The 25,271-nt window shown below is 71.4% G+C and carries 22 protein-coding genes; 15 read left to right on the top strand and 7 right to left on the bottom strand.

Annotation, left to right across the window (positions count from 1 at the left end; genetic code table 11):
• The first annotated feature begins 59 nt into the window (after positions 1-59).
• Entirely contained in the window at positions 60-1,520 is a 1,461-nt protein-coding gene (locus tag J5V16_RS03735) for a hypothetical protein (RefSeq protein ID WP_208494669.1), read from the top strand.
• Positions 1,521-1,526: 6 nt separating this feature from the next.
• Here J5V16_RS03735 and J5V16_RS03730 read toward each other — a convergent pair whose 3' ends face one another.
• From J5V16_RS03730 to J5V16_RS03720, 3 genes are all read right to left on the bottom strand, one after another.
• Positions 1,527-3,047 (bottom strand): serine/threonine protein kinase, encoded by a 1,521-nt coding sequence (locus tag J5V16_RS03730; protein ID WP_208494668.1) that lies wholly within the window; start codon positions 3,045-3,047, stop codon positions 1,527-1,529.
• A 219-nt stretch (positions 3,048-3,266) separates the two neighbouring features.
• Entirely contained in the window at positions 3,267-3,755 is a 489-nt protein-coding gene (locus J5V16_RS03725) for a VOC family protein (RefSeq protein WP_208494667.1), read from the bottom strand.
• Between the two features lie 61 nt (positions 3,756-3,816).
• Positions 3,817-5,043 carry an ROK family protein gene (locus J5V16_RS03720; protein WP_208494666.1) on the bottom strand — a complete coding sequence of 409 codons (1,227 nt, stop codon included), beginning with the start codon at positions 5,041-5,043 and terminating at the stop codon, positions 3,817-3,819.
• A gap of 101 nt (positions 5,044-5,144) precedes the next feature.
• Here J5V16_RS03720 and J5V16_RS03715 point away from each other — a divergent pair, with 101 nt between their 5' ends.
• The 5 genes from J5V16_RS03715 (at position 5,145) to J5V16_RS03695 (ending at position 11,043) form a co-directional block, all read left to right on the top strand.
• On the top strand, positions 5,145-6,815 hold the full coding sequence (locus tag J5V16_RS03715; protein ID WP_208494665.1) for a glycoside hydrolase family 13 protein: 1,671 nt from the start codon (positions 5,145-5,147) through the stop codon (positions 6,813-6,815).
• 112 nt (positions 6,816-6,927) lie between these two features.
• The gene (locus J5V16_RS03710; protein WP_208494664.1) at positions 6,928-8,160 is read left to right on the top strand and encodes an alpha-hydroxy acid oxidase; all 1,233 of its coding nucleotides are present in this window, start codon (positions 6,928-6,930) and stop codon (positions 8,158-8,160) included.
• Positions 8,161-8,235: 75 nt separating this feature from the next.
• Entirely contained in the window at positions 8,236-9,030 is a 795-nt protein-coding gene (locus J5V16_RS03705) for an SDR family NAD(P)-dependent oxidoreductase (protein WP_408612374.1), read from the top strand.
• A gap of 77 nt (positions 9,031-9,107) precedes the next feature.
• Complete coding sequence (locus J5V16_RS25350; protein WP_208494662.1) at positions 9,108-9,785, top strand: phosphotransferase family protein; 678 nt, start codon at positions 9,108-9,110, stop codon at positions 9,783-9,785.
• Between the two features lie 232 nt (positions 9,786-10,017).
• Positions 10,018-11,043, top strand: a complete 1,026-nt coding sequence (locus J5V16_RS03695; RefSeq protein WP_208494661.1) for a LacI family DNA-binding transcriptional regulator — start codon at positions 10,018-10,020, stop codon at positions 11,041-11,043.
• Between the two features lie 7 nt (positions 11,044-11,050).
• On the opposite strand, the gene J5V16_RS03690 is transcribed toward J5V16_RS03695, so the two are convergent.
• Entirely contained in the window at positions 11,051-11,944 is an 894-nt protein-coding gene (locus J5V16_RS03690) for a LysR family transcriptional regulator (protein ID WP_208494660.1), read from the bottom strand.
• Between the two features lie 100 nt (positions 11,945-12,044).
• On the opposite strand from J5V16_RS03690, the gene kdgD reads away from it, so the two are divergent.
• From kdgD to J5V16_RS03665, 5 genes are read left to right on the top strand one after another with little or no spacing between them, the layout of a single operon-like run.
• A complete protein-coding gene (gene kdgD, locus J5V16_RS03685; protein WP_208494659.1) occupies positions 12,045-12,962 on the top strand; it encodes a 5-dehydro-4-deoxyglucarate dehydratase in 918 nt (305 codons plus the stop codon).
• Positions 12,959-14,320, top strand: a complete 1,362-nt coding sequence (locus tag J5V16_RS03680) for an enolase C-terminal domain-like protein (RefSeq protein ID WP_208494658.1) — start codon at positions 12,959-12,961, stop codon at positions 14,318-14,320. The genes kdgD and J5V16_RS03680 overlap by 4 nt, the downstream gene beginning before the upstream one ends.
• A 35-nt stretch (positions 14,321-14,355) precedes the next feature.
• Positions 14,356-15,357, top strand: coding sequence for a Bug family tripartite tricarboxylate transporter substrate binding protein (locus J5V16_RS03675; RefSeq protein WP_208494657.1), 1,002 nt, complete (start codon positions 14,356-14,358; stop codon positions 15,355-15,357).
• A gap of 11 nt (positions 15,358-15,368) precedes the next feature.
• Positions 15,369-15,941 carry a tripartite tricarboxylate transporter TctB family protein gene (locus J5V16_RS03670; protein ID WP_208494656.1) on the top strand — a complete coding sequence of 191 codons (573 nt, stop codon included), beginning with the start codon at positions 15,369-15,371 and terminating at the stop codon, positions 15,939-15,941.
• Positions 15,942-15,965: 24 nt separating this feature from the next.
• Positions 15,966-17,483, top strand: coding sequence for a tripartite tricarboxylate transporter permease (locus tag J5V16_RS03665; RefSeq protein ID WP_208494655.1), 1,518 nt, complete (start codon positions 15,966-15,968; stop codon positions 17,481-17,483).
• Positions 17,484-17,645: 162 nt separating this feature from the next.
• On the opposite strand, the gene J5V16_RS03660 is transcribed toward J5V16_RS03665, so the two are convergent.
• Genes J5V16_RS03660 through J5V16_RS03650 form a run of 3 tightly spaced genes read right to left on the bottom strand, consistent with a single transcriptional unit; the run spans position 17,646 to position 20,768 of the window.
• The gene (locus J5V16_RS03660; protein ID WP_208494654.1) at positions 17,646-18,689 is read right to left on the bottom strand and encodes a type III polyketide synthase; all 1,044 of its coding nucleotides are present in this window, start codon (positions 18,687-18,689) and stop codon (positions 17,646-17,648) included.
• A complete protein-coding gene (locus J5V16_RS03655) occupies positions 18,683-19,882 on the bottom strand; it encodes an acyl-CoA dehydrogenase family protein (RefSeq protein ID WP_208494653.1) in 1,200 nt (399 codons plus the stop codon). Before J5V16_RS03655 ends, J5V16_RS03660 begins: the two co-directional genes overlap by 7 nt.
• A 46-nt stretch (positions 19,883-19,928) precedes the next feature.
• A complete protein-coding gene (locus J5V16_RS03650; RefSeq protein ID WP_208494652.1) occupies positions 19,929-20,768 on the bottom strand; it encodes a UbiA family prenyltransferase in 840 nt (279 codons plus the stop codon).
• Between the two features lie 25 nt (positions 20,769-20,793).
• Here J5V16_RS03650 and J5V16_RS03645 point away from each other — a divergent pair, with 25 nt between their 5' ends.
• From J5V16_RS03645 to J5V16_RS24160, 4 genes are all read left to right on the top strand, one after another.
• Positions 20,794-21,537, top strand: a complete 744-nt coding sequence (locus J5V16_RS03645; protein WP_208494651.1) for a methyltransferase domain-containing protein — start codon at positions 20,794-20,796, stop codon at positions 21,535-21,537.
• A 196-nt stretch (positions 21,538-21,733) separates the two neighbouring features.
• Entirely contained in the window at positions 21,734-23,407 is a 1,674-nt protein-coding gene (locus J5V16_RS03640; RefSeq protein ID WP_208494650.1) for an extracellular solute-binding protein, read from the top strand.
• Entirely contained in the window at positions 23,404-24,387 is a 984-nt protein-coding gene (locus tag J5V16_RS03635) for an ABC transporter permease (RefSeq protein ID WP_208494649.1), read from the top strand. The genes J5V16_RS03640 and J5V16_RS03635 overlap by 4 nt, the downstream gene beginning before the upstream one ends.
• Positions 24,384-25,271 (top strand): carbohydrate ABC transporter permease, encoded by an 888-nt coding sequence (locus tag J5V16_RS24160; protein ID WP_208494648.1) that lies wholly within the window; start codon positions 24,384-24,386, stop codon positions 25,269-25,271. Before J5V16_RS03635 ends, J5V16_RS24160 begins: the two co-directional genes overlap by 4 nt.

Genomic DNA, 25,271 nt, shown 5'->3' with positions numbered 1-25,271 from the left:
CGCCGGGCGCGGCCCGCGCCGCGCCCGGCGCCTCGACTCTCCTGAAAGGACATGCTTCGATGGCCACTCCCTCCATCGCCGTACCCGCCTCCCTCGACGGCCTCCCCGCCGAGACCCGCGTCATCGCCACCCCGTGGAGCCGCATGGTCCGCGGCATCGGCCTCGGCCAGCACCCCGTCCGCTACGACCCGCTCGCCGCCTCCCGCATCAGAGGGGCCTTCGACCGGCTCGCGAAGACGGTGCCCGGCAACGCCTACACGCGCTTCTCCGGCCACCTCGCCGAACTCGTCCTCAACTTCGCCCGGCCCGGCCTCTCCGACCAGCGCGCCGTGCGCGCCCTCGGCCCGATCATGGAGGCCGCGCGCGCCGTGCCGAACCCGTACTGGCGCATCATGGCCGGGTGCATCCTCATGGACGCCTGGGCGAAACTCGGCCTCGACTCCGCGCTCCTCACCGACGGGGACGCCGACATCCCCGCCGAGACCCTCGCCCTGGTCGACGCCGTCGCCCCCGACCAGATCAAGGACGAGAACCAGGGCAGGCACGGCGACTACGAACGCCTCTCGGCCTACACCGCGGTCTTCCTCGCCCACGGCCAGCTCGGGCTGCAGGCGCGGCTCACCGCAGGCCGCGACCACGTGGGCGAGGCGCTGGGGCTCATCGACCGCGTCCCCTCCCCGTTCTTCCGCGGCCGGGGCGGGTCCATGCTCATCGCCGTCACCGCGCTCATCGGCCACGGCGATCGCCTCACCGCCGACGGCCGCGATGCGATCGGCGAGATCCTCGACTACCTCGACCGCGACGACGAGATCGGGATGCCGCCGGCCTTCCCGCAGCCGCTCAGCACCGCGTTCGGGAAGGTCTACCCGCTGCTCACCATGCTCAACGCGGTGGCCGTGGCCGGACGGCCCGACCACCTGCTGCGCGGGCGCGACCGCCTCGCGCAGGCCCGGGACCTCATGGCCGCGCTCGACCCGGCCGAGCGCACCCACATGGGCCTGTACTACCTGATGGCGCTGAGCAACCTCGGCCGCCTGCGCGCGCAGGTGCCGTCCCTCGACCGCTACCTCGAGTCCCTTGTGGGCACATGGCGGCACCTCGACCCGGGCGAGAACTTCTTCCTCACCGGCATCGCCTACCCGTACCTGATCCAGACCGCCATGCTCACCGGCCGGATGGACCTCGTCCCGCACGCGATGCTCGAACGCGTCGCCGACTCCTACCCCGACCTCGACCGCACCGACGAGGACCGGGTCAACCGGCCCTATCCCTTCGGGTACCTCGTGAACGTCCTCGGCGAGATCGGGGCCGCCGACCTCGTGTTCGAGCCCCGGCCGCGCTACGGCGGGCAGTCCGCCATGGACTGGGTGATCGACCGGCTCTCACCGGACGGCGAGGCCGAGGGCAGCCGCCTCTACATCCTCGACCACGCCCTCATCGCCTACGCCCTGCGCCAGCGCGGCGGCAGCGGCGACACCGCGCTGTTCGCGGGCCACCGCTTCCCCTTCGACCGGCCCTAGGACGCGCTAGCAGTTGCCGTCGGCGAACTCGAGGTACGTCAAGGTGATCGGGGTGTCGTAGTCGGTCGGGGAGCCGGGGTCGGGGTCCTGGGTGAGGACGCTGCACTCGGTCTGGCCGTTGTCCGGGTCGTTCGGGTCGGGCACGAGGGAGACGTGCTCCCAGCCCTCCGAGACGAGCCGGTCCCGCGCGTCGGTGAACCACTCGCCGCGCACGTCGGGGAGGTTCGGCGGGCTGCCGTCGACCATGCCGCCTTCCTCGGTGGTGGTGCCGCCGGTGGGCTCGTCGTCGTCGCCTCCGGCGCTTCCCGTGGTGGCCGCGTCGTCGCCGTCCGCGTCTCCGACCGCCTGTTCGTCTTCGGATTCGGTCGCGGCCGCGCTCGTGGTGTCCGATGCGGACGGTACAGGGGTCGTGGTGCCCGCGACGGCCGGTGCGCCTTCGGTTTCCGCGGAGGAGTCCTGCGCGGCGAGCGTGCCGCGGTCGCCGCCTTCGCCGTCGCCCGCTTCGCTGAGCCAGGGCGAGAGCATCAGCGCAGCGGCGGCCGCCACGATCGCGACGGCGGCCGTCGGCAGGATGACCATGAGCCGCTTGTGTTTCGGGCGGCGGGACGGGAGGACCGGGGCCGGGAACGGGTGAGCGGCGGTGACCGGCTCGGCCTGGCGCGGAGCCGGGGCGAAGAGGACCGGGTCGGCGTGGGGCTCTTCGGGCTTCGCGGCGGCGTGCTCGGCGGCCGCTGCGAACGCGGCCGCCGAGGGCCAGCGGTTCTCGGGGTCCTTGGCGAGGGCCTGGAAGACGACGGCGGCGGGCGCGGGCGGCACGGTCTCGGGGAACTGGGGCGGGGGCTGGTGCAGGTGCCCGTTGATGATGGTCCCGGCCGTCTCGCCGGTGAACGGCGGCGTCCCGGCGAGGCATTCGTAGGCGACCGCGCCGAGCGAGTACGCGTCGGTGGCCGGGGTGAGCTCGCGGCCTTCGAGCTGCTCGGGCGAGGCGTAGAAGAGGGTGCCGAGGAGGAGGCCCGATTCGGTGATTGAGGCGCGCCCGGCCGAGAGGGCGATGCCGAAGTCGACCAGGACGGCGCGGCCGCGCTCGTCGATGATGATGTTGGCGGGCTTGACGTCCCGGTGGATGATCCCGGCGTCGTGGGCCGCCTGCAGGGCCTCGGCGACCTGGGCGCACAGGCGCATCGCCTCGGCCGGGTCGAGCGGGCCGCCGAGGAGGACCTGCGTGAGCGACCGGCCTTCGATCAGCTCCATCACGAGGTAGGAGAGGACCGCGCCCTGCTCGTCCTCGGTCTCGCCGTAGTCGTGGAGGGCGGCGATGCCGTTGTGGCGCAAGGAGGCCACGGCGTGCGCCTCGTGCTCGAAGCGGGCGCGGGCGTTCTCGTCGCGTTCGAAGCCGGACTTGAGGATCTTGACGGCGACGGCCCGCTTGAGGCGGGTGTCGTGGCCGCGCCACACGGTGCCCATGCCCCCGGAGGCGATCGAGGCGTCGAGTCGGTAGCGGTCGGCGATCAGCGTTCCGGGTTCCACGGCTGCACCTCGGGGTCCAGGGGCGGTCAATGTCCGACAATCCTAGGCGATCGCGGCGCTGGCAGCAGGCCGCTTAGCCGTCCGTCCATGTCCGGGACAGTGCCCACCCCTCACCGGAGGCCGGCCCTTCGTTCCAAAGGAGACGCAAGTGGCGCTCGTTCCGCGTTCCGCGCGCCCCCGCGCGCCGTCATGGTCCTCCGGGCCCCGGGGCCTTCGCCGTCAGGCGAGGCCGGGGGCGTCCATGACCTGTGTCTGCTCCATGGCCTTGAGGTACCGCGGTTCGCCCATGCGGCGCATGGCCTCCTCGGGCGAGGGGGCCTCGACGCGCTCTTGCAGCCACCAGAGGTTGCCGAGCGGGTCGCGGAGGCGGGCGACGCGGTCGCCCCAGGCCTGGACGTCGGTCAGGGGGGTCACGACGGTCGCGCCGGCTTCCACGGCGCGGTCGAGGGTGGCCTGGGCGTCCTCGACGTAGAGCCGCAGCATCGCGGGCGTGTCCACTTTGAACGGGGTGTCGAAGAGCATCACGATCGAGGTGCCGATGCGGACCTCGGCGTGGCCGATCTTGCCGGGCGGCTGCTCGACGCGGCCGAGCTCCTCGCCGTCGAAGGCCGCTTCGATGAAGGCGATGACGCGGGCGGTGTCGCTCGTGATGATCCAGGGCGTGACGGTGCCGTAGCCCTCGGGAATCGGTTCGGGTCGGGTGCTCATGGCGCGCTCGCTTTCATCCTCGGAACGGGTGACGAAGTCGAGCATATCAGAACGGAATGCTTTATTCCAGAGAAGGTGCGACGGGGTCGAGCGCGATCGCGTTCGCCCGCACGAGTTGCAGCGCCCGCACGACCGCGCCGGTGCTGACCACGCCGCCGTGCAGCGTGGAGGCGGCCAGCCCGGGCGCGGGCGGGTGGGTCAGCTCGTCGAGGCGGGCGGCCGTGCGCGGCAGGAGCAGGCCGATCGAGTCGGCGACCGCACCGGAGAAGACGATGCGCTCGACGTCGAGCAGGCCGCCGAGCACCGCGCAGATCCGCGCCAGCCGCTCGGCCATGCGGTCGAGGAGCGCCAACGCGGCCGGGTCGCCCGCTTCGGCGGCGCGGAAGACGACGGGGGCGCCGAGGTCCGCCTTCGGGGTCGTCATGAGCGCACTAGCCGGGTCCACTGTGTCCGATGTGCGGGCTTCGAGCGCCCAGGCGCGCAGCAGGGCCGCGATGCCGTGGGTCGAGCCGACCCCTTCGACGAGGGACAGGAGCCGCAGTTCACCCGCGGCGCCGCGCGTGCCGCGCACGAGGTGGCCGTCCACCACGTAGCCCGCGCCGAACCGCTCGCCGGTCATGAGGGTGATGTACGAGGAGGCCCCGACCCCCGCGCCGAGCGCGCCTTCGGCGATCGCGGCCAGGTTGGCGTCGTTCTCGACCTCGATGAGCCAGCCGTGCGCCTCCCCCCGCTCCCGCAGGTGGGCGGCGAAACCGGGGTTCATGCGCGACCAGAACCCTTGCTCCCCTTCGGGAGAGACCCCGTCGAGGTCGGTGGGGGCGGGCACGCCGACGGCGACGCAGAGGACCGACTGCTCGAGCGCCCCCGCGTCGCTGAGGGCCTTCGCGATCACGGTGTCCGCGACGGCGAGGCGCTGCTCGGCGCTGTCCTCGTCCACCTCGGTGTGGGCGCGGGCGAGTTCCCGGCCGCGCAGGTCCGCGACGGCGGCGGTGACGCAGTGCTGGCCGGCGTCGACGCCGACGACCACGCCCGCGGTCGACCGCAGCTCGTACCGGCGGGCGGGGCGGCCCTTGCGGTACTCCCCCGCGGCGCGCGCGTTCGGCAGCTCGCAGAACCAGCCGCGCTCCACGAGGTCGTCGGCCAGCGCGATCACAGTGGAGCGTGTCAGGCCGGTCGCCTCGATGGCGTCGCTCGCGGTGAAGGCGCCCCGGTCCCAGGCGTAGTCGAGCACGGCGGCCGCGTTCGCGCGCTTCTGCGAGAACCCGGTCCTGTCATCAATGTCGGCCACGCCTCTTGACACCTCGCCTTCCCGTGTACCAGTATGGCGGACGGAGTTGATTTAACACCTAGATTTAATCACCCTATCAATCGCTGAAAGGCTCACGCTCAATGACCGAGCTGCTGACCGGCGCCACCGGAACCACCCCGGGCGCTCGCATCGACGCCGACTGGTGGCGCCAGGCCACCGTCTACCAGATCTACCCGCGCAGCTTCGCCGACGCGAACGGCGACGGCATCGGCGACCTCCCCGGCATCACCTCCCGCGTCGACTACCTTGCGCGGCTCGGGGTCGACGCCGTGTGGCTCAGCCCGTTCTACCCGTCCGAGCTCGCCGACGGCGGCTACGACGTAGCCGACCACCGCAACGTCGACCCGCGCCTGGGCACGCTCGCCGACTTCGACGCGATGGTCGCGGCCCTCCACGCGGCGGGCATCAAGCTCATCGTCGACATCGTCCCCAACCACTCCTCCGACCAGCACGAGTGGTTCAAGGAGGCGCTGGCCGCGCCGAAGGGCTCGCTCGAGCGCGACCGGTACGTCTTCCGCGACGGGCTCGGCCCGCACGGCGAGCTGCCGCCCGCCGACTGGAAGTGCATGTTCGGCGGCCCGGCCTGGGACCCGGTGGGCGACGGCCAGTGGTACCTCCATCTGTTCGCCCCCGAGCAGCCGGACTTCAACTGGCACAACGAGGAGGTGCGCGCCGACTTCCTCAAGACCCTGCGGTTCTGGTCGGACCGGGGCGTGGACGGCTTCCGCGTCGACGTCGCGCACGCCCTCGCCAAGGACCTGCCCGACGACCTGCCGAGCGAGGCCCAGCTCCAGGCGATGGACCGGGCCACCGGCACCCACCTGCTGTGGGATCGCGACGAAGTGCACGAGATCTACGCCGGATGGCGCGAGGTCTTCAACGAGTACGACCCGCCGCGCATCGCCGTCGCCGAGGCCTGGGTCGACCCGCCCGCGCGCCGCGCCCGCTACGCCAGCGCCGAAGGGCTGGGCCAGGCGTTCAACTTCGACCTGCTCGAAGCGGACTTCGACGCCGACGCCTACCGCAAGATCATCGTCGAGAACCTCGAGCAGGCCGCGGCCTCCGGCTCCTCGACCACCTGGGTGTTCTCCAACCACGACGTGGTGCGCCACGCGACCCGGTACGGGCTGCCGCCCAACGGGGACCGGCCGCGCCACTACAACCGCGCGTGGCTGCTCTCGGGCGGCGCCGACCCGGTGGTGGACGCCGAGGCCGGGCTGCGCCGGGCGCGCGCCGCGACGCTGCTCATGCTCGCGCTGCCGGGCAGCGCGTACCTCTACCAGGGCGAAGAGCTCGGCCTGGGCGAGGTCGCGGACATCCCGGACGCGGCGCGGCAGGACCCGACGTTCTTCCGCAGCCCGGGCGTGGACGTGGGCCGCGACGGCTGCCGCGTCCCGATCCCGTGGCGCGCGACCGGCGAGTCCTACGGCTTCGGCCCCGCGAAAGCCCATCTGCCGCAACCGGAGTGGTTCGGCGAGGTCTCGGTCGAGGCGCAGTCGGACGACCCGGGGTCGACGCTGAACCTGTACCGGGACGCGCTGGCGCTCCGCCGGGAGCTGCAGACCGACGAGTCGCTCACCTGGGTCGAGTCGGAGCCGCAGGTGCTGCACCTGCGCCGCGCCAACGGCTGGGAGGCGGTGGCGAACTTCGGCGCGGCCCCGGTGCCGCTGCCGGCCGGCGAGGTGCTGCTCGCCAGCGGCCCGGTCGACGGCGAGCTGCCGGGCGAGACCACCGTCTGGCTGCGGAACTGATCCTGCCCCCGTTTCCGGCGCGCCTCGCGTGCCGGAAACGGGGTCTGGCGCGAGGGCGGCGAGTGGGATAGGCTCGGCCCTCAATAATGAAACGATTCAATAGGCCCGGAACATGACTCAGCGACAATTCCCCCGCCCCAAGGACCTGCTGCCCTTGGTGAAGTTCAAGAAGCCCGATTTCAACGCGAAGCGGCGGCGCCTGCGGGCGGCGCTCACGATCGAGGACCTGCGCGCCATCGCGAAGCGCCGCACGCCGCGCGCGGCGTTCGACTACACCGAGGGCGCGGCCGAGGCCGAGCTGTCGCTGGCGCGGGCGCGACAGGCGTTCAAGGACATCGAGTTCCATCCGGCGATCCTGCGCGACGTCTCGAAGCTCGACACGGGCTGGGACGTACTGGGGCGCCGCACTGAGCTGCCGTTCGGCATCGCGCCCACCGGATTCACGCGCATGATGCACACCGAGGGCGAGCGCGCCGGCGCCGCCGCGGCCGCGGCGGCGGGCATCCCGTTCGCGCTGTCCACGATGGGCACGACCCCGATCGAGGACGTGGCGGAGGCGGGAGGGGCGTTGGGCCGCAACTGGTTCCAGCTGTACATGTGGAAGGACCGCGACCGCTCGATGGCCCTGGTCGACCGGGCCGCGGCGGCCGGGTTCGACACGCTGCTGGTCACGGTGGACGTGCCGGTGGCGGGCGCGCGGCTGCGCGACAAGCGCAACGGGTTCGCGATCCCGCCGGAGCTGACGGCGAGGACGTTCTTCGACATGGCGAAGCACCCGAACTGGTGGTTCGACATGCTCACGACCGAGCCGCTGTCGTTCGCGTCGTTGAGCCGCTGGTCGGGCACCGTGGCGGAGCTCCTGAACACGATGTTCGACCCCACGGTGGACTACGAGGACCTGGCCTGGATCAAGCAGCAGTGGCCGGGCAAGGTCGTGGTGAAGGGCGTCCAGACGGTCGCGGACGCGAAGCGGTTGGCTGACATGGGCGTCGACGGCATCACGCTGTCGAACCACGGCGGCCGCCAGCTCGACCGGGCGCCAATCCCGTTCCACCTGCTGCCGGAGGTGGTGCGGGAGGTCGGCAAGGACACCGAGGTGCATGTCGACACGGGCATCATGTCGGGCGCGGACATCGTCGCGTGCATCGCGTTGGGCGCGCGGTTCACGATGATCGGCCGGGCGTACCTGTACGGGCTCATGGCGGGCGGCCGCGAAGGCGTGGACCGCGCGATCGCGATCCTGAAGGAGGAGCTCGAGCGGACTATGAAGCTGCTCGGCGTCGCCTCCCTGGAGGAGCTGGAGCCTGGTCATGTGACCCAGTTGCAGCGCCTCATCCCCCGCTAGACAACGTGGAAGCGCCCCCGGTCAAGGGGCGCTTCGCCGCCTCCGCGCCCGGTTCGGCGTTAGGGTGGCCGCATGATCTCGATCGACCTCGAAGGCAGGACCGCGCTCGTCACCGGCTCCACCCAGGGCATCGGCGAGGCCATCGCCGTGAAACTCGCCGTCGCCGGGGCGCGGGTCGGCATCAACGGCCGCAAGCCCGAGACCGTCGAGGCCGCGGTCGCTCGCCTCAACGAGGCCACCTTCACCGACCGCTGCTTCGCCGCCCCGGGCGACCTCGCCACGGAGGACGGGGCCGCCGCCCTGACCGACGCGTTGCCTACTGTGGACATCCTGGTGAACAACCTGGGCGTCTTCGGCGCGGAGCCGGCGCTCGAGATCAGCGACGCCGAGTGGCGGCGGTACTTCGAGGTGAACGTGCTGTCGGCGGTGCGGCTCATCCGCGCGTACCTGCCCGGCATGACGGCGCAGGGGTGGGGGCGGGTCCTCAACATCGCCAGCGATTCGGCCGTTGTCATCCCGGAGGAGATGATCCACTACGGCACCAGCAAGACCGCGCTCCTCGCCGTCTCGCGCGGCTTCGCCAAGGCCGCGGCGGGGACCGGCGTGACCGTGAACTCGGTGATCGCGGGGCCGACGCACACGGGCGGGGTGGAGGACTTCGTCTACCAGCTGGTCGAGAAGGACCTGCCCTGGGACGAGGCGCAGCGCGAGTTCATGCGCCGCCACCGGCCGCAGTCGCTCCTGCACCGCCTCATCGAGCCCGAGGAGATCGCGAACCTCGTCGCCTATCTCAGCTCCCCGCTCGCCTCGGCCACCACGGGCGCGGCCGTGCGGGTCGACGGCGGCTACGTGGACTCGATCGTCCCCTGACCGATCGCTCCGCGAGGATCGCCTCAAAGGGAGGTGAGGCCTGATCGGGGCGGAGGCCGCGCCGATAAGCTGCGGAGGTGGAACACATCGGCGGAGGGCGCGCCTCCCAAGTCTTCGCATTGGACGACCGGATGGTCTTGCGGCGCAGCGCATTCGATGCGGCGGCGGAAGCGCGTCTGATGCGGTACCTCCACGGCGTCGGCTTCCCGGTGCCGGAGGTGTTCGCCGCCGAGGGCGCGGAGATGACGATGCAGCGCCTGCACGGCCGTACGCTCGGCGCGGAGGTCAGCGCGGGTGCGGTCGGGGTGCCTGAGGCCGCGAAGCTCCTGCTCGACCTGCACGATCGCCTCCACGAGATCGACGCGCCCGAGTTCCTGACGGGTTCGACGCGTGGGATCGCGATGGACGCGGACGGGACCAGGAAGGTGCTCCACCTCGATCTGCACCCGGAGAACGTGATCCTCACCGACGACGGCCCGTTCCTCATCGACTGGACCAACGCGGCCGCAGGCGATCCGGAGTACGACCTGGCCGTCACCTGGGCCATCCTCGTCGGCATCGACGTGCGCGACTTCGGCCCCGAACTCGCGGCGCAACTCGCCTGGCTCGAAGCCTCCCGCACCGATCTCGCCGACGCCTTCCGCGACCGCACCGGCCGCCCCGCCCGCGACATCGCCGCCGCCTACCGCAACGCCGACCCCAACACCGACCAGGCCGAATCCAACCGGCTCCAAGAGGCCCTCACCGACTCCTGACCTGGCCCGACCGCATTCGCGGGCAACGCATGCCGCTGCGGAAAGGAGGGCCGCGCGCCCGAACCGCGTGTTTGCCAACCGATTGCCGAGGTAGCCTGCAGGGCGAAAGCGGCCGCAGCGCCTATGGCGGGGCTCGGCTATGCTCGGTAAAGTGATGCTCGGGAAACCGAGATATTGGCACCAATCGATTGCCGGATGACAACCTCCCGGCAACAAGCGCGAAAGGGGAGGCATGGAGCAGTCCGACGCCGCCACCCGTCCCCGCAACGGCGATCGCAAGGCGCCCCCGACGATCTACGACATCGCGCGGCTGACCGGGGTCAGCCCCTCGACGGTGTCCCGCGCCCTCAACAAGCCCGGCCGGCTCAACGCGCAGACCGAGCGGCGCATCCGCGACGCCGCCTCCGAGCTCGGGTACCGGATCAACCCGATGGCACGCGCGCTCCCGACCGGCAAGACCGGGACGCTCGGCCTGCTCGTCTCCGACATCACCAACCCGGTGTACTTCGACCTCGTGCGCGGCGCCGAGCGGGTGGCGTTCGAGACCGGCATGACGATCGTCCTGGCCGACTCGCAGGAGTCGCCCGAACTCGAGCGCGCCACCGCCGAGCGGCTGCAGACCTCGGTGGACGGCCTGCTGCTCGTGGGCTCGCGCCTCGAAGACCAGCAGATCCAGGAGCTGTACTCTGTCAAGCCCCTGGTGGTCGTGAACCGCCTCGTCGAAGGCATCCCGGCCGTCATCCCCGATGTGCGCCCGGGCATCACGACCGCCCTGGAGCAGCTGCGCGAAGCCGGGCACCGCCGCATCGCCTACCTCGCCGGGCCCGAGGCCTCCTGGCTCAACGGCCAGCGCTGGCAGACGGCGTTCGCGACCGCGGTGGAGTGGGACATGTCCATTGTGGAGATCAAGTCGAACGCGCCGACCCGCGAGGGGGGCGCGGAGGCGTTCGGGCGGGTCAAGGCCGCCGACGTGACCGCGGTGCTCGCCTACAACGACCTCGTCGCGCTGGGCCTGCTGCGGGAGTGCCGGGACCACGGGGTGGACGTGCCGGGCCGGTTGAGCATCGTCGGGTTCGACGACATCTTCGGGGCGGATCTGCCGACCCCGGCGCTCAGCACGATCCGGATGCCGCTGACGTCGCTCGGCGAGAAGGGGATCCGGCGCCTGCTCACCGAGATCGAGGGCGGCCGGTCCGAGGACGAGTCGGCGCTGCCGACCGAGTTCGTCGGCCGCGAGTCCATCGCGAAGGCGGCCTAGGAAAGCCTCAGACGCTGCCCAGGAGGGCTTCCAGGGCGGGGTTGCGGTGGTCGCGGCGCCAGACGCCGTGTAGCTCCACAGTGTCCGGCGGCAAGTCGGCGATCTCGAGGAACACCAGGTTCGAGAGGTTGAACGCGCTGGCCGACGACGGCACGAGCGCGACCCCGAGCCCGGCGTTCACCACCGACAGGACCGTGTGGACCTGGCTGATGTGCTGCACGTACCGCGGCGTCAGGTGCGCCTGCTGAAACGCGGCCACGACGAGCTCGTAGAAGTACCAGGCCTCCGAAGGCGAGTAGGTCACCACGTCGTAGTCGGCGACGTCCTCCATGGTGGGTGTCCGCTGGAGGCGGGTCAGGGGGTGGTCGCGCGGGGCCGCGAGGATGAGCGAATCCCTTGCCACGAGCCGGGAGTCGAGCAGGTCCGAGCGCGGGACCTGGCGCACCAGGCCGACCTCGATCTCCCCCGCGAGCAGCGCGTCGAGCTGCGCGTGCGTCACCATCTCGCTGAGCACGAGGTCCACGCCGGGCAGTTCCGCTGCGGCCACGGCGATCCAGCGGCCCAGGACGGTGAGGGCCGAGACGGCCGTGAAGCCGATCCGGATGGTGCCGGCGGTGCCGGCGGCGACGCGGCGGGCGCGCAGCGGCGCGGTATCGGCCGAGGACAGGAGCCGCCGCGCCTCTTCGAGGAAGATCCGCCCGGCGGGGGTCGGTTCGGCGCCGCGCTGGGTGCGCAGGAACAGGTCGAAGCCGACGGCGCGCTCGAGGCGCTGGATCTGGCGGCTCAGGGGCGGCTGCGTCATGCGCAGTCGCGTTGCGGCCCTGCCGAAATGGCCTTCTTCGGCGACGGCCACGAAGCCGCGCAGCTGGTCGAGTGTGTATCCCACGTCGCCTGTAGCCATGCCCTGAAGGTATCAGCTGATGTCGAATGAGTGTTAGACAGGTATGAGCCGTGGGGGTTACGGTACGCACCGGAATTCACTGAACAGGAGACTGCCGCAAATGTCGCGATACACCCCCGCAGCAATCCAGCGCGCGCTGGGCGAGGGGCTGCTGTCCTTCCCCGTCACCCACTTCAAGGACGACCTGTCCTTCGACGAGGCCGGGTACCGGGACCACTTGGGGCACTTGGCGTCCTTCCCGGCGGCGGGCCTGTTCGCGGCGGGCGGCACGGGTGAGTTCTTCTCGCTGACCCCCGACGAGGTCGGCCGCGTCGTGCGCGTCGCCGTCGAGGAGTCGGCCGGCGCCGTCCCGATCATCGCCCCGGCCGGACAGGGCACGGCCCAGGCGGTCGCGTTCGCGAAGGACGCCGAGGCCGCCGGGGCCGACGCGGTGCTCCTGTTCCCGCCGTATCTCACCGAGGCCGGCCAGGACGGCCTCGTGGCGCATGTGGAAGCCGTGTGCGAGGCGACCTCGCTGGGCGTCATCGTCTACCACCGGGCGAACGCCGAGTACAGCGTCGGCGCCGTCGAACGCCTCGCGGACGAGTGCCCGAACTTCGTGGGCTTCAAGGACGGCGTGGGCGACATCGAGTTCATGACCCGCCTCTACGCCACCCTCGGCGAGCGGCTGCTGTACATCGGCGGCCTCCCCACCGCCGAGACCTTCGCCCTCCCCTACCTGCAGCTGGGCGTCACCACCTACTCCTCGGCGATCTTCAACTTCGTCCCCGAGTTCGCGCTCGCATTCTACGACGCCGTGCGCGCCGGGGACCGCGACGAGGTGTACCGGCGCCTGCGCGAGTTCGTGCTGCCCTACCTCGACATCCGCAACGCGGGCAAGGGCTATGCGGTGTCGATCGTCAAGGCGGGCATGACGGCCGTGGGCCGCACCGCCGGACCCGTGCGCCCGCCGCTGATCGACCTCCGCGACGACGAGCTCGCCGCGCTCAGGGCCCTGATCGAGCAGTCCGCGTCATGACCGGACTCGAACCGGCCGCTGGCGCAGCGGAACAGGCGACCACCCCCACCGTGACCGCGATGCGGGTCGTGCCCGTGGCCGGGCGGGACTCCATGCTGCTCAACCTCTCCGGCGCGCACGCGCCGTACTTCACGCGGAACCTCGTGATCCTCACCGACGAAGCCGGGAACACCGGCGTGGGCGAAGTGCCCGGCGGCGAGGCCATCGCGCAGACGCTCCGGGACGCCGCCGATCTCGTACTGGGGTCGTCGATCGGCGCGTACCGGGCGGTCCTCGAGACGGTGCGACACCGCTTCGCGGACCGGGACGCGGCCGGGCGTGGACGCCAGACCTTCGATCAACGAGTCACCGTCCACGTCCGGACCGCCCTCGAAGCGGCGCTCCTCGACCTGCTCGGCAAGCACCTCGGCGTGCCTGTGGCCGAACTCCTCGGCGACGGCCGGCAGCGCACCAGCGTGCCGGTCCTGGGCTACCTGTTCTACATCGGCGACAGGGGCCGCACCGACCTCGACTACCGCGACGGGTCCACTGAGGATGACGCTTGGCTGCGGCTGCGCGACGAGGAGGCGCTGACGCCCGAAGCCGTGGTGGCCCTGGCGGAGGCGGCCGAGGCGCGGTACGGGTTCCGGGACTTCAAGCTCAAGGGCGGCGTGCTGCCCGCCGCGGAGGAGGCCCAGGCCGTCACCGCGCTGGCCGAGCGGTTCCCCGACGCCCGGATCACCTTGGACCCCAACGGGGCCTGGTCGCTGCGGGAGGCCGTGGAGGTGTGCCGGGGGCTCGACGGGGTGCTGGCGTACGCCGAGGACCCGTGCGGGGCCGAGAACGGGTACTCCGGGCGCGAGGTCTTGGCGGAGTTCAAGCGCGCCACCGGGATGCGCACCGCCACGAACATGATCGCCTGCGACTGGCGGGAGTTCGCGCACGCGGTCCGCTCCGACGCCGTCGACATCCCCCTGGCCGACCCGCACTTCTGGACCATGGCCGGGTCCGTGCGCGTCGCGCAGGCCTGCGAGGCCTTCGGACTCACCTGGGGCTCCCACTCCAACAACCACTTCGACGTGTCGCTGGCGATGTTCACCCACGTCGCCGCCGCCGCGCCCGGCGAGATCACCGCCATCGACACGCACTGGATCTGGCAGGACGGCCAGCGCCTCACCGTCGCCCCGCCGCGCATCGAGAGCGGACGCATCGAAGTGCCCGCCGCGCCCGGTCTCGGCGTGGAAATCGATATGGCGCAAGTAGACGCAGCACACGAGCTGTATTCGCGATATGGCCTGGGCGCGCGCGATGACGCGACCGCTATGCAATACCTTGTCCCCGGATGGAACTTCAACCCGAAACGCCCTTCACTGGGCTGAATTCGTGGCTATTCGATCACTTAGAGGAGCAGACAATGCAACACCCCCTCCCCCGACGCGGACTGCTCGCCGGTCTCGCCGCGGTGCCCTCGCTCGCCGCCCTCGCGGCGTGCCAGGTGCAGGGCGGCGCCGATGAGGCCGGCGCGTCCTTCCCGACCCGCGCGGTCGACTTCTGGGTCCCCTTCGACGCCGGCGGGTCCGGCGACCTGATCTCCCGCGCCGTCGCCAAGGCCGCCGAAAAGCCCCTTGGCGAGTCGCTCCCCGTCACCAACAAGCCCGGTGCCAACGGCGCCGTCGGGCTCAAGGAACTCCTGGCGGGCAAGGCGGACGGCTACACGATATGCCTGGCCGTCAAGTCGCTCTTCGCCATCGGCCCGCTCGTGGTGGACGACCCCGACGCGGTCACCATCGACCAGCTGCGCATCATCACCACACTGACCAACGAGGGCTACGTGCTCGTCGTCCACGGCGACTCGCCCTACCAGACCCTTGACGACCTGCTCGCCGCCGACTCGGTCAACTACGGCACCACGGGCGTGGGCACCGGCTCGCAGCTCTCGGCCGGGCTGCTGTTCGGCCTGGCCGGCGTCGCAGCCAAGGACGTGCCGTTCGACGGCGGCGGCCCCACCGTCACCGCGCTGCTGGGCCAGGACATCGACGCGGCGTCGCTGTCGCTCGCGGAGACCATGCCGCACATCGAGGCCGGCGACATGCGGCCGCTGTGCGTGTTCTCCGAGGAGCGCAGCGTCTACCTCAACGACGTGCCGACCGCGCTCGAGGTGGGGCACAACATCCTCGTCGACCAGCGCCGGTTCATCGTGGTCCCCGCCGACACCCCCGACGACGTCGTGGGCGTGCTGACCCTCGCGTTCGAGGAGGCCCGCGAGGGCGGCGAGTACGGCCAGTTCCTCCAGGACAACTTCATGGAGCGCTGGGAGGTCGACGGCATGGACGCGGAACTGCACCTCGCCGAGGCCACCGAGCAGTTCAAGGCGCAGCTCGACGAGTCCGGGGTCACGCTCGGCACCGGGGAATGAGCGAGGCGGTCATGGCGAAGGTCAAGAAAGCCGAGACGGCCGAAGCTGCGGTGGTGGAGGCCGAAGCGGCCGACGACACCGCCGCTGCGGCGGCACCCGAAGCGGCCCAGGACGACGAGGTCGACGAAGGCCCGCGTGCGGGCGGACGCGTCCAGTCGGTCGTCGCAGGCGCGGTCCCCGTGGTGCTCGGCGCCGTCGCGGCCTGGCTGAGCTTCGGGCTCGATATCGGCAGCCTCACCGAGCCGGGGCCGGGGCTCTGGCCGCTGATCGTGGCCGGGCTCCTCGTCGCCTCCGGCATCGGGATCATCGCCGTGACCGCCAAGACCCGCCGGGACACCGAGGCGTTCACGCGCGGCACGGTCGCGGTGCTCGCCGCCGCGGGCGGCCTGGCGGTGTACGCCTCGCTGTACGAGGTCGTGGGATTCGAGGTCCCGACGGTGCTCCTGCTGTTCGCGTGGCTGCGGTTCCTGAGCCGCGAGTCGTGGCTCATGAGCGCGGTGCTCGCGGTCGCCGTCACCGCGGTCGCCTACGTCCTGTTCATCATCGGGCTCAACGTGCCGCTGCCGCACATCATCGCCTTCTAGTCCGTCCCCACTGGAGTACCGAACGTGGACCTCTCTCCCGTGCTCACCGGGTTCACGGTGGCGTTCGAGTGGCAGAACATCCTGTTCTGCCTGCTCGGCGTCACCGTGGGGATGCTGATCGGCGTGCTGCCGGGCCTCGGCCCGGCCGCGACGATCGCGATCCTGCTGCCCATCACCTACAACCTGGAACCGACGGCGGCCGTCATCATGCTCGCCGGGATCTTCTACGGCGCGCAGTACGGCGGCACCATCACCTCCGTGCTGCTGCGCCTCCCCGGCGAGGCCTCCACAGTGGTCACCGCCTTGGACGGCCACGCGCTCGCCCGGCGCGGCGAGGCCGGCCCCGCACTGGGGATCGCCGCGATCGCCTCTTTCATCGGCGGCACCGCGTCGATCATCCTGCTGACCTTCATCGCCCCGGCCCTCGCCGGCGTCGCGCTGGCGTTCGGCCCGGCCGAGTACACGGTCCTGGCGCTGATCGGGATCTTCCTGGTCGGCACGCTCGGGAACGGGTCGATCATCAAGAGCGTCGCCGCCGCGGCCGCCGGTCTGCTGCTCGCGGTCGTGGGGCTCGACCCGATCATGGGCACGCCGCGGTTCACGTTCGGCACCGACCAGCTCGCCGACGGCATCGATTTCACCATCGTCGCCATGGGGCTCTTCGGGGTCGGCGAGATCCTGTACAACCTCGAGCACCGGGACCGGCCGGACAAGCCGGTGCCGTCGTTCGGGCGGGCGATCCCCGGCCGCCTGCACTGGCTCCAGTCGCGGCTGGCGATCCTGCGCGGCTCGGTGACGGGCTTCGTGCTCGGCATCCTGCCGGGCGGCGGCGCGACCATGGCCTCGCTCGTGGCGTACGCGGTCGAGAAGCGCACCGCGAAGGACCCGTCCCGGTTCGGCAAGGGCGCCGTCGAAGGCGTCGCCGGTCCGGAGTCGGCGAACAACGCGGCGGCGACCTCGTCGTTCATTCCGCTGCTGACGCTGGGCATCCCGGCGAACGCGACCATGGCGGTGCTGTTCGGCGCGCTCATGCTGCAGGGCATCACGCCGGGGCCGGGGCTCATGACCGACCACCCGGACGTGTTCTGGGGCGTCGTGAACTCGATGTACCTGGGCAACATCCTGCTGCTGGTGCTGAGCATCCCGCTCATCGGGCTGTTCGTGCGGATGCTGAAGGTGCGCCCGGGCATCCTGGCGCCGATCACCGTGGTGATCACGATGATCGGCACCTACTCGATCCGCAACAACGCCTTCGACATGCTGCTCGTGATCGGCCTGGGCCTGCTCGGGTACGGGATGCGCAAGCTCGGGTTCGAGCCCGGGCCCTTTGTGCTCGCGTTCGTGCTCGGCTCGCTCCTGGAGGCCTCGTTCCGCCGCTCGATGCGCATCTTCGACGGCGACGTGACCGAGTACGTGCAGCAGCCCGTCTCCGCGACGCTCGTGGCGATCCTGGTCGTGACCGTGGTCGTCGTGCCGCTGCTGCGGCGGGTCCGCACCCGCCAGACGGCGGGCGCGGAGGAAGCGGGCGTCAGGGCCGACTGACCGTGCCCTGCTTAGCAAGCGAAGTCGATGTTGTCGGCGTCGAGCCGCGTCCGGGGGGCCGAAGGTGACCACACCTTCGGCCCCCGCGGTGTATTCGCCGAGGTCCCCTGACCGGGCGATGCGCCGTCTCGTTCCCCTCTGGGCAACAGGGCGCGCCGCGTGTCAGTCGTCCGGTTCGAGGAGGGCTGCGTAGAGGGTGAGGCCGGGGCCGAAGGCGAGGGCCACGACCGGGCCCGCGGGCGGCCCGGCGGCCAGGATCTCTTGCAGGACGAGGAGCACGGTCGCCGAGGAGCAGTTGCCGTGCTCGGCGAGGACCCTGCGGGAGGTCGCCAGGGCGTCGGGGCCGAGTTCGAGGCCTGCTTCGACGGCGTCGAGGATGCGCGGGCCGCCGGGATGGACGGCCCAGGCCGCCACGTCGCCCGGGTCCAGGCCGTGGCGGGCGAGGAGGTCCTTGACGAGCGGGCCGACCTGTTCGGCGAGCGCGTCAGGGACCTCGGCGGACAGGCCCATGCGGAAGCCGAGGTCGGTGATGTCCCAGGTCATCTGGTTGCGGCGGGCGGTGTCCGTGCGCGAGTCGACGTCCACGACCCGCAGGCCTGAAGCGGCCTCGGGCAGTACGACGAGCGCGGCGGCGGCGTCGGCGAAGAGCGCGTGGGAGACCATCTGCTCGGGGTCGATCGAGGCGGGCTGCAGGTGCAGCGAGGTGAGTTCGAGGCAGAGCAGGACGGCGGGCCGGTCGTGGGCGGCGACGTAGTCGGCGACGGTGCCGAGGGCCGGGAGCGCGGCGTGGCAGCCGGTGTGTCCGATGAGGAGCCGGCGGGCGTCGGCGGGGAGCGGGAGCAGGCGCGCGAGCTCGATGTCGAGGCCGGGCGTGCGGTAGCCGGTGCAGGTGGCGACGGCGAGGAGGCCGATCTCGTCGGGATCGGTCCGCGCGGCGCCGAGCGCGTCGCGGACGGCGCTGAGGCCGAGCGGCGGCGCGACCTCGCCGTAGCGGGCCATCCGTTCGGCGGTGGACCAGTCGGCGACGGCCTTGAACTCGGCCGGGTCGGTCGCGGAGTGGCGGGTGCGAACGTCGGAGCCGGTGAAGATGCGCTCGGCGAGGCGGCTGCGGGAGAAGTGCCAGCGGAAGACGTCCTCCCACAGCTGCTCCTGACCGTACAGCGGCGGCAGGGCCGCGCCGATCCCGGCGATGCGGGCGGTCACCATCGGGGCACCTGGGCGTCGTGGTCGGGGTCCTCGCCGAGGGCGGCGACGCCGAGCCAGTCGGCGCAGACGTCCGATGTGGCCGGTTGGAGGGCGCCGCAGCGGGCGTCGCGGTAGAGCCGTTCGAGGGGGTGGCCGCGGCGGGAGGCGGAGGCCCCGGCGGCTTCGAGCAGTGAGGAGGCGACCTGGACGGCGGTGTCGCCCGCGGTGAGCTTGGCCCGCCAGACCCAGCGGTTGGTTTCGGGATCGCCTGGGGCGGCGTCGATCCGCGCGGCGGCTTCGGCGACGACGAGTTCGGCGGCGGCCACGGCGTTGTCGGCGCGGCCGAGGCGGGCGCGGGCGGCGGGGAGGCGGCCGAGGCCGCGGGCGCGCAGGTGCTCGGCGGCGGCGTCGACGGCGGCGCGGGCGACGCCCGCGTAGACGGCGGAGTAGGAGGCGACGAGCCACTGCGGCATGGCCTCGGCGATCATCAGGGTCAGGCCCTCGACGCCGCCGAGGAGGGCGTCGGCACTCACTTCGACGTCGAAGTGGACGTCCTGGCTGCCGGTGGCGCGCATGCCGAGCGAGTCCCAGGTCCCCTCGACGCGGATGCCTTCGCCCGCGGGGACGAGGAAGTAGGAGACCTGCGGGTCCTCGGCGCCGGCCTCGCGGGCGGTGACGAGGTAGGCGTCGACGTGCCCGGCGCCGGAGACGAACGCCTTGCTGCCGGTGATCCGGTAGCCGGCGTCGGTGCGGCGGTAGGCGGTCGAGGTCTGCGAGAGGCGCGAGCCGCTGCCGCGCTCGCTCATCGCGACGCCGTAGAGCGCGCCGCCCGCGGCGGCCGCGAGGGCCTTGTCGCGGGCTTCGAAGGAGCTCTTGGGGGCGCCGAGGAGGCGCACGAGGTCGTCCGGGGTCTGCGCGAGCGCGCCGGTGACCGAGGCGTGCATGTTGAAGATGAGGGCCGTGGAGCCCGCGCCGCTCGCGAGGGCGGAGGCGATGCGGCTGTACTCGGCGAAGGACGCGCCGAAGCCGCCGAGCCGCTCAGGGACCATGAGCCCGAACAGGCCCGCGTCGCGCAGGTCCGCGAAGTCGGCCTTCGGGAAGCGGCCCTCCCGGTCGTGGTCGGCGGCGCGTTCGGCGAAGTTCGGCGCGATATCGCGGGCCAGCGCGAGCGCGCGAGCGCCCGGTCCTGCTTGGGGCTGCTCGGCTCGTGTCATGACCTCAGTGTCCTCGTATCGCCGGAATGGGGCAACCCCCAGTAAATCATGTGAACGAAATTCCAATATGGAGCAACAAGGCGACGTCGAGGACGGCCACGAGCATCACCGCGCGGAACGCCGCGCGTGAGCGGGGGCGGCTGTCGCGACCGATGCCGTCCAGCAGGAACCCGACGACGAGGATGCCCACGGCCAGAGGCACGGTCGCCAGCGCGACGGGCGACGGCGGGCCTTCCGGACCGAATACGAGCAGCACGGAGGTGGCGAGGACCAGTGCGGCCGTGACGAACCGGCTCACGACCGGGCCGAGGCGGTGCGGCAGGCCGTGCACGCCGGTGGCGTCGTCGTCGGCGAGGTCGGGCAGGACGTTGACGAAGTGGGCGGCCGAGCCGAGCGCGGCGGCCGCGGCGAACAGCCACGCGGGCGGGAAGGGGTCGCCGTCCGAGAGGAACGCGGGCAGGAGTCCGAAGGAGAACGCGAAGGGCGCCACCGAGAACGCGGTGGCCTTGACGCCGAGGTCGTAGGCCCACGCCGAGGCGAGGGCGGCGAGGTGCGCGGCGGCGGCAAGCGGGGCCGAGAACAGGGAGAGCACGACCGCGGCGGCCGCAGCGGCGAAGAAAGCGGCGCGCACGGTCGCCGGTTTGATCGCCTTGGCGGCCAAGGGCTTGTCGGTGCGGCCGACGCTGGCGTCGCGGGGCGCGTCGATGAGGTCGTTGAGCCAGCCGACCGAGAGCTGCCCGGCGAGGACGGCGGCGGTGGCGATCACCGCCGACCAGGGCGTGCGGTCCGAGGTGAGCGCGAGCCCGGCCGCGACGGCCGACACCGCGACGGCGGGCAGCGGGTGGGAGGACATCACCAGCGCGCGGCTCGCCGTCAAGTGCTTCACGGCGCCAGTGTGCCACCCTGGCGGCATGAGCGGAAGCCCCGAAACACCGAACGACCCGGCCCTCTACGACCGGCTCGCCGACGAGTGGTGGCGGCCGCGCGGCGTCTTCGCGATGCTGCACTGGCTCGCGGCGGCGCGGGCCGGGCTCATCCTGGCCGCGCCGCGCGACGGTGCGGTCCTGGTCGACCTGGGCTGCGGCGCGGGGCTGCTCGCGCCGCATCTGGAAGGCAAGGGCTACACGCATATCGGCGTGGACCTCTCACTGGAGTCGCTGCGGCAGGCGGCCGACCACGGCGTGCTCGCCGTCCGAGCGGACGTGCACGCGGTGCCGCTGCCGGACGCCTGCGCCGATGTCGTGGTGGCGGGCGAGATCCTGGAGCACGTGCCCGATCTGCCGGGCGCGGTGGCCGAAGCCTGCCGCCTCCTGCGCCCGGGCGGCCTCCTCGTGATCGACACCCTCGCCGCGACCGCCTTGAGCCGCTTCCTGGCCATCACGGTCGCCGAACGCCTGCCGCGCTTCGCGACGCGCGGTGTCCACGACCCGGCCCTCCTCGTCGACCGCGCCCGCCTCGTCGCGGAGTGCGCCAAGCACGGCGTGCCCCTGGAGCTGCGCGGCATCCGGCCGTCCCTGCGGGACTTCACCGCCTGGCTCGCGGGCCGCCGCCCGACGGTCCGCATGCGCCCGATCCGGTCCACCGCGGTCCTCTTCCAGGCCCGCGGCCGCAAATCCGACCCGAGGTCGCAGGGGGCGGACTGGCGCGCTCCATAGGGCACTGTGGACCGTCACCTGTGCCGGGAGCTGGTCCGGAGGCGACTGACGGGGTGGGTGTTGCGCGGGTCTCATCCATGTAGTTATATTTGTTTGGTCATACCATTAAACAACGGCCCCTCCGGCCCGCGCCTGCGGCATCGCGCGGACCAGCAGTACTCCCGGCAGCCTGTATCCCCCAACGAAAGGCATCGCCATGGGCGACACCTCAAGCAACGTCCCCTCCATCCGCCTCCAGCGCCGCGGCCTGTTCCAGGCCGGGGCGGCGGGCGCGGTCGCCGCGTCACTCGCCGGGTGCGCGGCGCTCGACGAAGGGCCCGAGGGCACGGCGGCGGGCTCGGACGAACTCGCCGACCTGCTCCCCACGTACACGCCGTACGAGGGCGGCGTCGAGCCCGATCTGCCGGGCCAGCCCGACGGGACCGTCACGCCCGGCTACCTCTCGCGGCCGGCCGAGCCCGTCCAGGTCGTCACCGAGCCGGTGATGACGACCGGCGAGGACATCACCGCCATCACGCCGCTGTGGAACCCCACGCCGCCCGGCCTGCCCGACAACTCGTACTTCACCTCGGTCAACCAGATCCTGGGCGGCACCGTCGTCTTCACCATCGCCGACGGCAACAACTACCTCGACAAGATCACCACCACGCTCGCCAGCGGCGACGTGCCGGACATGTTCCAGATCCCCGGCTGGGAGATCGTCAACCTCTCCGACTTCGGCGAGGCCGCCAATGAGCTGTTCGCCGACCTGTCTCCCTACCTCGCGGGCGACAAGGCCGCCAAGGACTACCCGCTCCTCGCGTCCTACCCCACCGCCGCGTGGGCCATGGGCGTCTTCGGCGGCAAGCTCCTCGGCATCCCCTGGGAACGCTCGCCGTACACGAACGCGCTGTTCGCCCGCCAGGACATCCTGGACGAACTCGGCGTGGAGCACCCCACGAACCTCGACGAGCTCCTCGCGGTCGCCGAAGAGGTCAACGACCCGTCGAAGAACCGCTGGGCGTTCGCGAGCATCGACCAGACCGTCCAGGAGGCCATGGGCGTGCCCACCCTCTGGAAGGTCGAGGACGGCAAACTCGTCCACAAGTTCGAGACCGAGGCGTTCGCCGCCGCGATCGAGTTCACCCGCACCGTGTTCGACAAGGGCCTCGTCCACCCCGACTACGTGGCCGACCGCCAGACGAACGCGAAGGAGATCATCGGCTCCGGCCAGGCGGTGTTCTTCGAGGACGGCATCGGCGCCTGGGCCGAGATGTTCGGGACCTACCGCAACGTGGAGGGCTTCAACCTCCAGATCGTGGACCCGCTCGCGCGCGAGGCCGGCAGCGAGCCCACCATCTGGCGCGACGACCCCGCCGGGATGTTCTGCTTCATCAAGAAGGACCTCTCCGAAGAGCGCATCAAGGAGTGCCTGCGGGTCGCCAACTGGTGCTCCGCGCCCTACGGCACCGTGGAGTACGACCTCGTCGCGGACGGCGTCGAAGGCGTCCACTTCACCGTCGACGCCGAAGGCGTGCCCCAGCGCACCGAGCTGGGCCACACCGAAGTCGCCCCCACGTACATGTTCCTCTCCGGCAGGTCCAACGCCAACAACCGGTTCCAGTACCCCGGCATGGTCGAGCGCCTGCACGAATGGGAGACCAACGCCGCCCCCGCCCTCGACCCCAGCCCCTTCCAGGGCCTGCGCATCGAGATGCCCTCCGACCTCTCCGCCGAGAACGAGCCGATGAAGGAGGCCCACCACGAGATCTACCGCGGCCAGCGCGAGGTCGCGGCGTGGACCCAGATCGTCGAGGACTGGCGCGCCAAGGTGGGCGACTCCGCCCGCGAGTACTACACCAAGATCGCAGAGGACAACGACCGACTGTGACCGCGTTGACCACCAAGGCGTCCCCGACCGGGCAGGTCGGGGACGCCCCGAAGCGGAAGGCGAAGCCCCGGGCGCACTGGCGGGAGCGGCTGCGTCGCGACTGGCCGCTGCTCCTCATGGCCGCGCCGATGATGATCCTGGTGTGGGGGTTCTGGTGGATCCCCGCCCTGGGCAACGTGATCGCCTTCCAGGACTACAAGCCCTTCACCGGCGGCATCTTCGGATCGCGCCTGGTCGGCTTCACGCACTTCCAGGTGCTGTTCTCCGACTCCGAGTTCGTGCGGGCCGTGGTGAACACGCTGTCGATCACCGCGTTCCAGCTGGTGTTCTACTTCCCGGTGCCGATCGCGCTCGCGCTGCTCATGCATTCGCTCGTGTCCGAGCGGCTGCGGTCGATGCTGCAGAGCGTGGTGTACCTGCCGTACTTCTTCTCCTGGGTGCTCGTCATCGCGATCTTCCAGCAGATGCTCGGCGGGGCCGGACTGCTCTCGCAGGTGCTGCGCGCCAACGGGTTCGAAGGCGTGGACTGGATGACCGATCCGGACACGTTCATCCTGCTGGTGACCTCGCAGGCGATCTGGAAGGAGGCCGGGTTCGGGGCCATCATCTTCCTCGCGGCGCTGGCCGCGATCGACCCGAACCAGTACGAGGCGGCGGCCGTGGACGGGGCCGGGCGCTGGCGCCGGCTCTGGCACATCACGCTGCCGGGCATCCGGCCGGTGATCGTGCTCCTGCTGATCCTGCGGCTGGGCGACGCGCTCAACGTCGGCTTCGAGCAGTTCTTCCTGCAGCGCAGCGCGGTCGGCACGCAGGCCTCGGAAGTGTTCGACACGTTCGTGTACTACAGCGGCATCCGCACCGGCGACTTCGACTACGGAGCCGCGGCGGGGCTGTTCAAGGGCGTGGTCGGGCTCGTGCTGATCCTGGCCGCCAACAGATTCGCCCACATGCTGGGCGAGCGGGGGGTGTATTCGAAGTGAAGGCGACCAGGCCCGCGTGGGAGGAGAAGCCCACCGCAGCCGGTCAGGCCGTCAAGGCCGCGAGCATCGTGGTGATCGCGCTCTTGATCCTGTTCCCGCTCTATACGATCGCGTTGACGAGCCTGTCGAGCGGCGAGACCGTGAACCGCGTGGGCGGGCTCGTGGTGTGGCCGGGCGACGGCATCACGTTCAGCGCGTACGAGCAGATGTTCCGCAACCCGGTCGTGCTGCGGTCCCTGATCGTGTCGCTGGGGATCACCGCGGTCGGCACGGTCATCAGCGTGGTCGTCTCGATCCTCGGCGCGTACTCGCTGTCGCGGCCGGGCTCGTTCGGGCACAAGACGATCCTGTTCTCGGTGCTGCTCATGTTCGTGATCTTCCCGGGTCTCATCCCCGTCTACCTGTGGGTGAGCGCGATCGGGCTGCGCGACAACTACCTCGCGGTGATCCTGCCGATGGCGGTGTCCGCGTTCAACGTCGTGGTGCTGCGGGCGTTCTTCATGAGCATCCCGCAGGAGCTGTTCGACTCGGCCCGCATCGACGGCGCCGGGGAGTTCCGGGTGCTGTGGCAGATCGTGACGCCGCTGTCGAAGGCCGTGATCGCCGTGGTCACGTTGTTCTACGCTGTCGCGTACTGGAACAACTGGTTCAACGCGTTCCTGTACCTCGACGACACGTCGAAGTGGCCGCTCGCGCTGGTGCTGCGCACGTACGTGGTGGAGTCGGCGCCGCTGCCGCAGGCCTCGGGCCTGCAGGACGCACCGCCCACGCTGGCGGTGAAGATGGCGATCGTGATGGTCGCGATCATCCCCGCGCTCGTCATCTACCCGTTCGTGCAGAAGCACTTCAAAAAGGGCGTCATCATCGGCGCCGTCAAGGGCTGA

Source organism: Glycomyces niveus (genome assembly GCF_017592475.1).
Lineage (GTDB): Bacteria > Actinomycetota > Actinomycetes > Mycobacteriales > Micromonosporaceae > Glycomyces > Glycomyces niveus.
Note: the sequence above shows the minus strand (reverse complement) of the source record. Positions and strands in the feature narration are given on the sequence as shown.

Coding starts and splice junctions, on each gene's coding strand:
- J5V16_RS03735 (WP_208494669.1), top strand. CDS start 60: ATGGCCACTCCCTCCATCGCCGTACCCGCCTCCCTCGACGGCCTCCCC.
- J5V16_RS03725 (WP_208494667.1), bottom strand. CDS start 3,755: ATGAGCACCCGACCCGAACCGATTCCCGAGGGCTACGGCACCGTCACG.
- J5V16_RS03715 (WP_208494665.1), top strand. CDS start 5,145: ATGACCGAGCTGCTGACCGGCGCCACCGGAACCACCCCGGGCGCTCGC.
- J5V16_RS03710 (WP_208494664.1), top strand. CDS start 6,928: ATGACTCAGCGACAATTCCCCCGCCCCAAGGACCTGCTGCCCTTGGTG.
- J5V16_RS03695 (WP_208494661.1), top strand. CDS start 10,018: ATGGAGCAGTCCGACGCCGCCACCCGTCCCCGCAACGGCGATCGCAAG.
- J5V16_RS03690 (WP_208494660.1), bottom strand. CDS start 11,944: ATGGCTACAGGCGACGTGGGATACACACTCGACCAGCTGCGCGGCTTC.
- kdgD (WP_208494659.1), top strand. CDS start 12,045: ATGTCGCGATACACCCCCGCAGCAATCCAGCGCGCGCTGGGCGAGGGG.
- J5V16_RS03680 (WP_208494658.1), top strand. CDS start 12,959: ATGACCGGACTCGAACCGGCCGCTGGCGCAGCGGAACAGGCGACCACC.
- J5V16_RS03675 (WP_208494657.1), top strand. CDS start 14,356: ATGCAACACCCCCTCCCCCGACGCGGACTGCTCGCCGGTCTCGCCGCG.
- J5V16_RS03670 (WP_208494656.1), top strand. CDS start 15,369: ATGGCGAAGGTCAAGAAAGCCGAGACGGCCGAAGCTGCGGTGGTGGAG.
- J5V16_RS03660 (WP_208494654.1), bottom strand. CDS start 18,689: ATGGTGACCGCCCGCATCGCCGGGATCGGCGCGGCCCTGCCGCCGCTG.
- J5V16_RS03655 (WP_208494653.1), bottom strand. CDS start 19,882: ATGACACGAGCCGAGCAGCCCCAAGCAGGACCGGGCGCTCGCGCGCTC.
- J5V16_RS03645 (WP_208494651.1), top strand. CDS start 20,794: ATGAGCGGAAGCCCCGAAACACCGAACGACCCGGCCCTCTACGACCGG.
- J5V16_RS03640 (WP_208494650.1), top strand. CDS start 21,734: ATGGGCGACACCTCAAGCAACGTCCCCTCCATCCGCCTCCAGCGCCGC.